Here is a 10,741-nt window from a genome sequence, read left to right on the forward strand (position 1 = left end):
AAATAAAATCAGCCCTTGGCGACGGCTGCGACTTCGGCGGCGAAGTCCGACTCTTCCTTCTCGACGCCTTCGCCGAGCAGGAGGCGGGCCATGCCGACGACTTCGATCGGCGCGCCGACGGTCTTTTCAGCTTCCTTGACGGCAGCGCCAACCGTGAGGTCGGGGTTCATGACGAAGGCCTGCGACAGCAGGGCGACTTCTTCGAAGAACTTGCGCATGCGGCCTTCGACCATCTTTTCGATGATGGCGTCCGGCTTGCCGGAAGCGCGCGACTGCTCGATGAAGACGTTGCGTTCGCGCTCGGCGACGGCAGCATCGACTTCTTCGGCGCGGATGGCGAGCGGCGCCGTTGCGGCAACGTGCATGGCAACCTGGCGGCCGATGGCGTTGAGGGCTTCCTTGTCGCCGGTCGACTTCAGAGCGACGAGAACGCCGAGCTTGCCGAGACGGTCAGCGGCAGCGTTGTGGATGTAGGTCGCGACGACGCCGTCTTCGACCGACAGGGCAACCGAGCGGCGCAGGTTCATGTTTTCGCCGATGGTGGCGACGGCGTCCTTGATCGTGTCGGTGACCGACTTGCCGGTTGCCGGGTAGATGGCAGCGCCGACGGCTTCAACGGTGCCGTCGGTGGTCAGCGCTACGTCGGCAACGCCGCGAACGATCGTCTGGAAGGCGTCGTTACGGGCAACGAAGTCGGTTTCCGAGTTGACTTCGACGACGACGGCCTTGGTGCCGGAAGAGGCAACGCCGATGAGGCCTTCGGCAGCCGTGCGGCCCGACTTCTTGTCAGCCTTGGCGATGCCCTTGGCGCGCAGCCAGTCGATCGCTGCTTCGATGTCGCCGTTGTTTTCAGCCAGCGCCTTCTTGCAGTCCATCATGCCTGCGCCGGACTTTTCGCGCAGTTCCTTCACCAGTGCAGCGGTGATTTCAGCCATTGTGAGCCTCTTGTCGGTTGTTGCGTACCGCCGGAAAACCGCGGCGAACTCAAGGTTTTGGGAACGAATGTACCCGGAAATGTGACAGGGTGATGAAGATCACCGCTGGCCTGCCGTTTTGAAACCGCGACCCTGGCGGATCAGATAAACTGACCTTGGGGTCATCGAAAAGCAGGACCTTTAAACAAGCCGAGGCCAGGGATCGTCTCTCTGGCCTCGGTTGAACAGGAAAGAAGGAGCGAATGTGTCGCTCCGACCTTTGCCTTACGCTTCGGCTTCGAGAGCCGGCTCGACCGGAACTTCAGCCGAGGCGCCGAGGTCACGGCCCGAAGCGCCCTGCTGGCGCGCGATGCCGTCGATGGCAGCGCGGGCGATCAGGTCGCAGTAGAGGGCGATGGCGCGCGAGGCGTCGTCGTTGCCGGGGATCGGGAAGTCGATCGGGTCCGGATCGCAGTTCGAGTCGATCACGGCGACGACCGGGATGCCAAGACGCTTGGCTTCTTCGATCGCAATCGATTCCTTGTTGGTGTCGATGATGAACATCAGGTCCGGCGTGCCGCCCATGTCGCGGATACCGCCGAGAGCCTTTTCAAGCTTTTCGCGTTCGCGCTCGAGGGTCAGGCGTTCCTTCTTCGAATAGCCGGAGCCTTCCGAAGCGAGGATTTCGTCGAGCTTGCGCAGGCGCTGGATCGAGTTGGAGATGGTCTTCCAGTTCGTCAGCATGCCGCCGAGCCAGCGGGCGTTGACGTAGTACTGGGCCGAACGCTTGGCAGCGTCGGCGATGATGTCGGAAGCCTGACGCTTCGTGCCGACGAACAGAACGCGGCCGCCGCCGGCGACGGTGTCGCTGACAACCTGAAGGGCGCGCGACAGCATCGGAACGGTCTGGGCCAGGTCGATGATGTGAACGTTGTTGCGATCGCCGAAGATGTACGGCTTCATCTTCGGGTTCCAGCGGTGCGTCTGGTGGCCGAAGTGGATGCCGGCTTCGAGAAGCTGGCGCATAGAGAAATCGGGCAATGCCATGCCTAGTTATCCTTTTCCGGTTGAACCTCCGCAAGGCGAACAGCATTTCCTGGGAAATGCCACCGGGCGGAACGATCCGGATTTCTCCCGGACAATCCCAAGCCTCACGTGTGGAATGAGCGGCCCTTTACGCCCCGTTTCCCGGAAAATCAAGGGCTAGGGAGAAAAAAGTGACGTGGCGGGCGGGTAAGCCCCTCATCCGGCTGCCGCCACCTTCTCCCCGCAAGCGGGGCGAAGGAGATATGCCGCGTCGACATTCCCAAACAATATCCGTTCGCGGGGCAGGTCCCCTCGCCCCGCTTGCGGGGAGAGGGTTAGGGTGAGGGGCAAACCTCACGCTCCTGCGCTTACTTGCACTCCTGCGGCTTGAACATCTCCAGCTTGGCGAGCTTGCCGGTCAGCACGAACTCACCGTAATCCATGGTCAGGTCCCGCGTGACACCGTTCTCGTAGAGCTTGAACGCCATGCGGTAGACAGGCAGCGCATCGCCGTCATTGGTGTCGTTGTAATAGGCGATGGACACCGGCCAGAAGGCCTGCTTGGCGAATTTCCCGGCCTTGTCGGCATCGGGATCGCCGGCCTTCGGCATTTCCTTCTTGCCGACGACGGAGGTCGTCATCAGCGTCTTGTCGCCCGCATCCGAGCCGTCATAGAGGCGTGATTCGAAGAAGCGGTCGCCCTTCTTGGCGTGCTCGATGACTTCAAGCATGTGCTCGGTCGGAAAACGGCTTTCCGCCAGCTCCAGCTTGCGCGTATCGGGCGATGTCAGGTCGACGCTGACGCCCGTCTTGTCGTCGCGTGCCGTGCCGCGCACTTCCTTGTCCAGCTTCTCGTCGGTGAAGGAGCGGGTCAAAAAGCGGAAGCTGCGGCTTTTCAGGTCTTCGTAAGTCGTCGTCTGCTGGTCGGTGAGGCGTGTTTCCTCGCCGGTATTGACCTGTGTGACGAAGCGGAAGCTCACCGTGTAGCCGTCGCAGGGGCTACCGTTGAACTCGTAGACCATGCGGCCATACATGCCGGCGATGCCGGAACGTTCCGTGGCGTCCTTGAGCTGGAGGTCGTAGACGGCGCGGTGCGGCGCAAGCCCGCTCGCCGGGTTGGCAAAAGCGCTGGTCACGCCGCTGCCGGCGAGGCATGTCCCGGCCATGGCGGCCGCGACAAAGGCTGAACGAAACATCCGTTTCCTCCTGTTGAAGTCGAGCGCGATGTTATATGAACTCTTTCGGCAAAAGCGAGGCAATATCCACGCGATGCCACATTCATTTCCAACATTGCGACAGCTCTGGCCGCAATGCCCCTCACAGCCGCAGCGCGCCGTCCCTATGTAACAAGCCGGCGATCTAGAATGGAGACCGCAATGTCCGCTGAAATCGAAAAACGCGTCAAGGAACTGGGCTACGACATTCCGGTAGCGGCAGCGCCTGCGGCCAACTATGTGCCCTTCGTCATCAGCGGCAACGTGCTCCACATTTCCGGCCAGCTCCCCATGCTCGACGGCAAGCTCGCGGTCACCGGCCATGTCGGCAAGGATGTCGATGTGCCCGGCGCCCAGAAGGCCGCCGAACTCTGCGCGCTCGGCCTGCTCGCCCAGGCGAAGGCCGCACTTGGCGACCTTTCGCGCATCAAGCGCATCATCAAGATCAACGGCTTCGTCGCCTCCACGCCCGACTTCGTCGAGCAGCACCTCGTCCTCAACGGCGCCTCGAACTTCCTCGTCGGCGCACTCGGTGACGCCGGCAAGCACGCCCGCGCCGCCGTCGGCATGGCCGCCCTGCCCCTGAACGCGGCCGTCGAGATCGACGCCATCATGGAAATCGCCTGATGCACAAATTCAACTGGCTGACCGAGCGTCCCATCGCGCATCGCGGCTATCATGATCTCAACCGGGCCGTCTGGGAAAACACGCTCTCGGCCTTTTCCCGCGCCGTCGAGGCTGGCTTCGCCATCGAATGCGACCTGCAATATGCCGCCGATGCCATCCCCGTCGTCTTCCACGATGACGACCTGAAGCGGCTCTGCGGCATCGAGGGCGACGTGCGCCAGCGCACCGCCGCCGAACTTGGCCTGCTGACCATTGGCGGCACGGCCGACAAAGTGCCGACGCTGCGCCAGCTGCTCGACCTCGTGAAGGGCCGTGTGCCGCTCGTCCTGGAGCTGAAGGGCCGCAAGGGCGATGACGACGGTTTCGCCATGGCCGTGCTCGATACGATCGAGAACTATGAAGGCCCCATCGCCCTGATGAGCTTCGACCAATGGCTGCTGAAGGACCTTAAGGGGCTCGGCACCACACGCCCGGTCGGCCTGACGGCGGAAGGCGCACGGCCGGAGAATTTTGCCGTGCATGAGGAGGCGATGCAGTACGGTCTCGACTTCATTTCCTACTATTACGGCCACCTGCCGAACGCCTTCATCAGCCGCCAGCGCGACCTCGGCAAGCAGGTGATTACCTGGACGGTGCGCGATGACGAGGCGCGTACGATCACGGCGCTCAACGCGGACCAGATGACCTTTGAAGGCTTCGATCCGCGCGAAGCCCTGACGGCCTGAGGTGACGGTGCGCATCCGCGTCGAAACGAGCTTTGCCGATATTTCGGCCGAAGACTGGGGGCGCCTTGCGGGCGCCTCCAGGGCGGATGCGCAAACGCCCTACAATCCCTTCGTCAGCCACGCCTTCCTGTCTTCGCTGGAGGAATCAGGCTGCGCCACGGCCGATACCGGCTGGCTCGGCCAGCATCTGCTTCTGGAAAACGACGAGGGCGCCCTCATCGGCGCCCTGCCCGTCTATCTGAAAAACCACAGCCAGGGCGAATATGTCTTCGACCACGGCTGGGCCGATGCCTTCGAACGCGCGGGCGGCAGCTATTATCCGAAGCTGCAGGCCTCCATTCCCTTCACACCGGCCACCGGCCCGCGCCTGCTGCACCGCACCGACCATCCGGTCATCGAGGCGCAGGCAGCGCTTGCAGGCGGCCTGAAGGAACTTGCCAAGCGCCACGGCGTCTCCTCCGCCCATGTCACCTTTGTGCCGGAGGCGGAAATTCCGGTCTTCGAGGCGGCCGGCTACCTGCACCGCACCGACCAGCAGTTCCATTTCGTCAATGACGACTACGGTTCCTACGATGCCTTTCTCGAAACGCTGGCGTCGCGCAAGCGCAAGGCACTGAAGAAAGAGCGCCGCGCCGCACTGGAACACGGCATCGAGATCGACTGGCTGACCGGCAGGGACCTGACCGAAGCGATCTGGGATCAGTTCTTCACCTTCTACATGGACACCGGCAGCCGCAAATGGGGCCGCCCCTATCTCAACCGGCACTTCTACAGCTTGATCGGTGAACGCATGGCCGACGACATCCTGCTCGTCATGGCCAGACGCGACGGCCGCTATGTTGCCGGCGCGATCAATTTCATCGGCGGCGATACGCTCTACGGCCGGCACTGGGGCTGCATCGAGGATCATCCCTTTCTGCATTTCGAGGTCTGCTACCATCAAGCCATCGACTTCGCGATCGCCAGGGGCCTGAAACGCGTCGAAGCCGGCGCGCAGGGCGAGCACAAGCTGGCGCGCGGCTATCTGCCGACGACAACCCATTCCGCCCACTACATCGCCCATGCGGGCCTGCGCCGCGCCGTCGCCGATTACCTCGAGCGCGAGCGCAAGGACGTGGAGATGATGGGCGATTATCTGGCCGAGCACGGCCCCTTCCGCCGCGGCGGACACGACAACGAGACAGAGTAAGACCGGGAGACGAGCATGAGCTACGACACCAACAACATCTTTGCGAAGATCCTGCGCGGCGAAATACCCTCACACCGCGTCTATGAGGATGAGCACACGGTCGCCTTCATGGATGTGATGCCGCAGGCCAACGGCCATACGCTCGTCATCCCCAAAACCCCGTCGCGCAACATCCTCGATGCCGACCCGGAAACGCTGGCCCGCCTGCTGCCCGTCGTGCAGAAGGTCGCCGTTGCGGCCAAGGAGGCCTTCGAGGCTGATGGCGTGACGGTCATCCAGTTCAACGAACCGGCCGCCGGCCAGACCGTCTACCACCTGCATTTCCACGTCATCCCGCGTATCGAGGGCCAGCCCCTCAAGCCGCATTCCGGCGCGATGGAAGACCAAGGCGTGCTGGCCGCCAATGCGCAGAAACTGCGCGACGCGTTTTGAGCCTGCCGCCCTATGCAGCGGCGGCGCGACGCTCTAGCGCCGGCGCGGCATGCCGGCGCAGGATCTGCAGCGACAAGACATAGGACAGGCCGAACACGGCAATCCCGCCGAACACATCCATCAGATGGTGTCCGCCTTGAACCAGAATGGCGGGCACCATCAGCAGGTTGATGATGACGGACGGGATCGCCAGAAACCGCACCCGCGCCAGAAAGACCACCGACATGCAGGCCATGATGGTGTGAAACGACGGGAAAGCGATCAGGCCCAGAACATTGTGCGGCGACAGGGCCGTCACCCCCTCGCGGCTCAGGCGCACCAGCTCGCGGCCATAGGCGGGATCGGCTGCCATCGGCATGCGCGCAAGGACCTCGGCCGGCAAGTCGTAGACGGCTGACGTGCCGAAGGACGGGAAAAACGACCAGAAGAGGATCGCCAGCAGCGCGCCGAGGACGCCTGTCAGCATGAAGCGCTGCAATTGCACGCCGTCGGCAAAGAAGCCGAGCGCCAGAATGATGACCGCCATCTGCGGCAGCGAACTGAAATAGACCACCTGGAGAACCGAGCCGAAAAACGGAAAATTCGAAACCCAGGTGACAAATGCCGGCCAGTCGAAGCCCACGGCTGCATCGAGCCGCAACAACAGCGGATCGATCGGCGTGAAGAAGACGGGCAGCAGCATATAGTTGAAGACGGACCCGGCCAGCGTGAACAGGATGAACACGCCCGTTGCCGTCACGGACGCGGCAATCCGCTCGTCAGAGCGGACGCGACGGTAATATTGCCCGAGCCCGAGCATGGCGAGACCGCCCAAAATCAGCACGGCGTAGGCGCCGATATCGACCGCCACATCCTTCACGGCAATCAGCGGGGCCGATAGCGCCAGCAGGAGCACCGTCAGCACCAGGATCAGTCGTTCCGCGGGAAGAAACAGCATGCCGGTCTCCTTGATCGGTCTGTCTCTATCGAATGCGTTTTAAAATTTGGATAAATACAGGCGGACAGGCTCAAAAACCGAGCATGTACAGGCCGAGGGCAAGGGTCGCGATCGAGGTACCGATACCGACGGCCGGTTTCCGGCCGGCCGCGAAGAACGCGGCAGCGCCGACAGCCACCGCGCCCAGTCGCAGCCAGAGCGGCGAGGATTCGAGAACGCCGGTCGGATAGACGATCAGCTTGGCAACGACGGCGGCGACCAGGGCCGTGGCAACCGCCCTTACCCAGTTGAGGGCCTCGGAATCCTCCCGCAGGCGATTGCCTGCGAGTACGCCGAGCCAGCGCCAGATGTCGGTCGCAAGCCAGCCTGCAACCGCGATGAAGATGTAGGGCCACCAGCCCTCGAACGCCGTCATGCCTTGACCTCAGCGTTTTGCGCGCGCCGGACACGTAATGTGCGCTCGACGGCCCAGGCAAGCGTGCCGCCGACAAGCCCCGCCAGCAGGATGTCGAATTTCGGAACGAGCCAATAAAACAGCGGCCCTCCGGCAAGCCCGAACACCATAGCGATATGGACGACAGGATGGCGCGCCGAATTCCAGATCGAGGCGAGGAAATAGACCGGCGTCAGAAAGAAGAGGCAGCCGGCGACGATCGGCGGAAACGTCGCGACATATCGATAGGTGACCCCGACCAGCAGCATGTTGGCCAGAACGAGCGTCACCCCGAAGCCGGCGAAGAAGGCCACGCGGCGCTCGCGCGGCACATTCACCACCCTTTCCATCGCATAGACCCAGGCGGTGATCGCCACGCAATGCGACAAGGCGAGGAGCAGCCAGGTCGGCGTGCGGCGGCCGCGGATTTCCGGCACCAGGGCCGCGACCATCGGCATCATGCGCACGGAAGACAGGGTGACGGCAACAAAGGCGGCAAGAAGATTGGCGCCGCCCATCATCGAGCCGACCAGAATGACCTTTGCCGGCAGCGCCCAGACCGCCCCGACCATGAACACGACCTGCTCGACGGGAATGCCGGCTTCCACCGTCAGCGCGCAGAAACCGACGAAGGAGAGCATAAGGATGATCGCCGGCAGGCTGAACAGGCCACGCATGCCGACAAGGAACCAGTGGGTCTGGGAATGGTGGTCTGGCGCGGTCTCGGCAGTCATCGATATCTCGGGATCATCGGCAAAAAGAAAGCCGGGCAGTTTCCTGCCCGGCCCTTATCATTTGTAAAGCCGTTATTTCTTGCGTGGCACCTTCGGAACCGCGCTAGACGATTTGCGCGGCGGCTCGTCCTTCGGCTCCGGAGCCTTGGCTTCCGCCGCCTTCCTGGACGACTTGGCCTTGGCGGGTGCCACCTCGGCGGCAACCGTTTCCTTGGCCTTGCGGGGTTTGGCCTTCTTGGCGGCAGCCTCTTCCACTTCGGCCTTCGGCTTGATCGGCGCGGTTTCCGGTACGGCGTCGAGAATCAGGCCCTTCGAGCCGTCTTCCTTCGGACCGACGGAGACGCGCACGACGCCGCCCTTCTTGAGCTTGCCGAAGAGAATTTCGTCGGCGAGCTTCTTCTTGATATTTTCCTGGATAACGCGCGCCAGCGGGCGGGCGCCCATCTTCTCGTCGTAGCCCTTCTCGGCCAGCCAGGCGATCGCTTCCTGCTGGAGGTCGAAGGTGACGTTGCGTTCGGCCAGCTGGGTTTCCAGCTGCATGACGAACTTCTGCACGACCTGATGGATGACCGGCGTCGGCAGCGAGCCGAACGGGATGATCGCATCGAGACGGTTGCGGAACTCCGGCGTGAACAGGCGGTTGATCGCCTCCATGTCCTCGCCCTCGCGCTTCGACGAACCGAAGCCGATGGCGGCCTTGGCCATGTCGGATGCGCCCGCATTGGTCGTCATGATCAGGATGACGTTGCGGAAGTCGATCTTCTTGCCGTTATGGTCGGTCAGCGAGCCGTGATCCATGACCTGCAACAGGATGTTGTAGAGGTCCGGATGCGCCTTCTCGATTTCGTCGAGCAGCAGCACGCAATGCGGATGCTGGTCGACGCCATCGGTCAGAAGACCGCCCTGATCGAAGCCGACATAGCCGGGAGGTGCACCGAGCAGGCGCGAAACCGTGTGCCGCTCCATGTATTCCGACATGTCGAAGCGCAGCAGTTCCACGCCGAGCGAGGCGGCCAACTGCTTGGCGACTTCCGTCTTGCCGACGCCCGTGGGGCCGGAGAACAGGTAGCTGCCGATCGGCTTGTTCGGTTCGCGAAGACCCGCACGGGCAAGCTTGATCGCCGATGCCAGAGCCTCGATTGCCAGATCCTGGCCATAGACCACCGAGCGCAGTTCCTTCTCCAGGTTCGAGAGCACCTGCTCGTCGTCCTTGGACACGGTCTTGGCCGGAATGCGGGCCATGGTGGCGATCGTCGCCTCGATCTCCTTCTCGGTGATCAGCTTGCGACGCTTGCCGGCGGGCAGCAGCATCTGGGCCGCACCGGTCTCGTCGATCACGTCGATCGCCTTGTCCGGCAGCTTGCGGTCGTTGATGTAGCGTGCCGACAATTCAACGGCCGACTTGATCGCCTCGTTGGAATACCGGAGCTTGTGGTATTCCTCAAAGTAGGGCTTCAGCCCCTTCATGATCTCGATCGTGTCGTCGATGGTCGGCTCGTTGACGTCGATCTTCTGGAAGCGACGGACGAGCGCCCGGTCCTTCTCGAAGAACTGACGGTATTCCTTGTAGGTCGTCGAGCCGATGCAACGGATCGCACCGGAAGACAAAGCCGGCTTCAGCAGGTTGGACGCATCCATCGCGCCACCGGAGGTGGCGCCGGCGCCGATGACGGTGTGGATCTCGTCGATGAACAGCACCGCACCCGGATAGTCCTCAAGTTCCTTGACGACCTGCTTCAGGCGCTCCTCGAAATCACCGCGATAGCGCGTGCCGGCAAGCAGCGTGCCCATGTCTAGCGAGAAGATCGTGGCGTCCGCCAGCGCTTCCGGCACCTTGCCTTCGATGATGCGCTTGGCGAGGCCTTCGGCAATCGCCGTCTTGCCCACGCCCGGATCGCCCACATAGAGCGGGTTGTTCTTGGAGCGGCGGCACAGAACCTGGATCGTGCGGTTGACCTCGGCATGACGGCCGATCAGCGGATCGATCTTGCCGTTGCGGGCTTTCTCGTTGAGGTTGACGCAATAGGCGGTCAACGCGTCCTGCTTCTTGGCAGGTTCTTCCTGCTCGTTGCCGGCGCCGCGTGTCTGCTTCTGTTCGTTTTCGGACTCTTCGGAACCGCGCACCTTGCGCTCCTCGGAGGAGCCGGGTCGCTTGCCGATGCCATGCGAGATGAAATTGACGGCGTCGTAGCGTGTCATTTCCTGCTCCTGCAGGAAATAGGCGGCATGGCTCTCGCGCTCGGCGAAGATCGCGACGAGCACATTGGCGCCGGTCACTTCCTCGCGGCCGGACGACTGGACATGGATGACCGCGCGCTGGATGACGCGCTGGAAACCGGAGGTCGGTTTGGAATCCTCCTCATAGCCCGTCACCAGATTGGCGAGGTCATGATCGACATAGTCGGTAACGGTCTTGCGCAGCACGTCGAGATTGACGTTGCAAGCGCCCATCACGGCGGCGGCGTCGCCGTCTTCGATCAGCGCAAGAAGCAGGTGTTCCAGCGTTGCAT

11 protein-coding genes are annotated in these 10,741 nt (G+C 62.8%); 4 read left to right on the forward strand and 7 right to left on the reverse strand.

Going from position 1 to position 10,741, the window contains the following annotated elements; all coding sequences use genetic code 11:
• Positions 1 to 8 precede the first annotated feature (8 nt).
• From tsf to ACOZKU_RS00455, 3 genes are all read right to left on the reverse strand, one after another.
• On the reverse strand, positions 9 to 935 hold the full coding sequence (gene tsf, locus ACOZKU_RS00445) for a translation elongation factor Ts (RefSeq protein ID WP_421577182.1): 927 nt from the start codon (positions 933 to 935) through the stop codon (positions 9 to 11).
• Positions 936 to 1,199: 264 nt separating this feature from the next.
• Positions 1,200 to 1,961, reverse strand: a complete 762-nt coding sequence (gene rpsB, locus ACOZKU_RS00450) for a 30S ribosomal protein S2 (protein WP_257950775.1) — start codon at positions 1,959 to 1,961, stop codon at positions 1,200 to 1,202.
• A gap of 347 nt (positions 1,962 to 2,308) precedes the next feature.
• Positions 2,309 to 3,136, reverse strand: a complete 828-nt coding sequence (locus ACOZKU_RS00455) for a cell envelope integrity EipB family protein (protein ID WP_314095221.1) — start codon at positions 3,134 to 3,136, stop codon at positions 2,309 to 2,311.
• Positions 3,137 to 3,316: 180 nt separating this feature from the next.
• Here ACOZKU_RS00455 and ACOZKU_RS00460 point away from each other — a divergent pair, with 180 nt between their 5' ends.
• Genes ACOZKU_RS00460 through ACOZKU_RS00475 form a run of 4 tightly spaced genes read left to right on the forward strand, consistent with a single transcriptional unit; the run spans position 3,317 to position 6,127 of the window.
• A complete protein-coding gene (locus tag ACOZKU_RS00460) occupies positions 3,317 to 3,781 on the forward strand; it encodes a RidA family protein (RefSeq protein WP_314095220.1) in 465 nt (154 codons plus the stop codon).
• Positions 3,781 to 4,506 (forward strand): glycerophosphodiester phosphodiesterase, encoded by a 726-nt coding sequence (locus ACOZKU_RS00465; protein ID WP_421577183.1) that lies wholly within the window; start codon positions 3,781 to 3,783, stop codon positions 4,504 to 4,506. The genes ACOZKU_RS00460 and ACOZKU_RS00465 overlap by 1 nt, the downstream gene beginning before the upstream one ends.
• Positions 4,507 to 4,513: 7 nt before the next feature.
• Complete coding sequence (locus ACOZKU_RS00470; RefSeq protein WP_421577185.1) at positions 4,514 to 5,695, forward strand: GNAT family N-acetyltransferase; 1,182 nt, start codon at positions 4,514 to 4,516, stop codon at positions 5,693 to 5,695.
• Positions 5,696 to 5,710: 15 nt separating this feature from the next.
• Positions 5,711 to 6,127, forward strand: a complete 417-nt coding sequence (locus ACOZKU_RS00475) for an HIT family protein (protein WP_421577186.1) — start codon at positions 5,711 to 5,713, stop codon at positions 6,125 to 6,127.
• 10 nt (positions 6,128 to 6,137) lie between these two features.
• Here ACOZKU_RS00475 and ACOZKU_RS00480 read toward each other — a convergent pair whose 3' ends face one another.
• From ACOZKU_RS00480 to clpA, 4 genes are all read right to left on the reverse strand, one after another.
• Positions 6,138 to 7,064: a phosphatase PAP2 family protein gene (locus ACOZKU_RS00480; RefSeq protein WP_421577187.1), complete on the reverse strand. Its 927-nt coding sequence runs from the start codon at positions 7,062 to 7,064 to the stop codon at positions 6,138 to 6,140.
• Between the two features lie 70 nt (positions 7,065 to 7,134).
• Complete coding sequence (locus ACOZKU_RS00485; RefSeq protein ID WP_314095211.1) at positions 7,135 to 7,479, reverse strand: AzlD domain-containing protein; 345 nt, start codon at positions 7,477 to 7,479, stop codon at positions 7,135 to 7,137.
• Positions 7,476 to 8,231: an AzlC family ABC transporter permease gene (locus ACOZKU_RS00490; RefSeq protein WP_421577189.1), complete on the reverse strand. Its 756-nt coding sequence runs from the start codon at positions 8,229 to 8,231 to the stop codon at positions 7,476 to 7,478. The genes ACOZKU_RS00485 and ACOZKU_RS00490 overlap by 4 nt, the downstream gene beginning before the upstream one ends.
• Before the next feature lie 72 nt (positions 8,232 to 8,303).
• On the reverse strand, positions 8,304 to 10,741 hold a 2,438-nt coding region (clpA, locus tag ACOZKU_RS00495; protein ID WP_421577190.1), incomplete at its 5' end, for an ATP-dependent Clp protease ATP-binding subunit ClpA.

Origin of the sequence: Shinella sp. M31 (genome assembly GCF_049199205.1) — a bacterium.
Classification (GTDB): Bacteria; Pseudomonadota; Alphaproteobacteria; order Rhizobiales; family Rhizobiaceae; genus Shinella.